This is a genomic window from Mesorhizobium sp. M4B.F.Ca.ET.089.01.1.1, assembly GCF_004022605.1.
Lineage (GTDB): Bacteria > Pseudomonadota > Alphaproteobacteria > Rhizobiales > Rhizobiaceae > Mesorhizobium > Mesorhizobium abyssinicae.
This window is the reverse complement of sequence record NZ_RZOS01001238.1, coordinates 1-571: the sequence shown is the minus strand read 5'-3', so window position 1 is coordinate 571 and position 571 is coordinate 1. Positions and strand designations below refer to the sequence as shown.

The following is a 571-nucleotide window of genomic DNA, read 5'->3' as shown; positions in this document are numbered from 1 at the left end:
GGGCTGACGCCTTCGACGACGCCGATCAGAACCAGGAAGGCGATCGGGGTGAAAGCGAGAACCTGGGCGATAAGCAGGCCGGGAAGGCCATAGACCCAGCGTGTCGGCTGGATGCCGAAGACGCCGGCGACGCTCTGGGTCACCGCGCCCGACAGCCCGAACAACAGGATGATGGCAAGGCCGATGACGAAGGCCGGGGTGATGATCGGCAACACAGTCAGCGCACGCAGCAGCTTGCCATAGCGGAAATCACTGCGTGTCACGACAAGCGCGAACACCAACCCCAGAAACATGGTCAGCAGGCCGACGAGCACGGCGAGCAGCAGCGAGTTCCAGGCAACGCCGCAGCGGCTGCCGCCGGCGAGACAGTCCAGGCTCCACAAGCGCGAACTGAACAGCTTGGCCAGGAACGTGACAAGCGAATAGCCACCGTCGTCGGTCTGCATGGCGTTGGCCAGCATCATCAGGATCGGCATGAAGATGAAGATGGAAACCACCGCGACGACGAAGCCGATCGAGCTGACGACGAAAACGTCGCCACCGACGGCACCGCGCGAGGCAATGCCAAGGG

At 63.4% G+C, this 571-nt stretch carries 1 pseudogene; it reads right to left on the bottom strand.

Going from position 1 to position 571, the window contains the following annotated elements:
• Positions 1-571 (bottom strand): annotated as a pseudogene (locus EN780_RS36940) (iron ABC transporter permease); the annotation flags it as partial.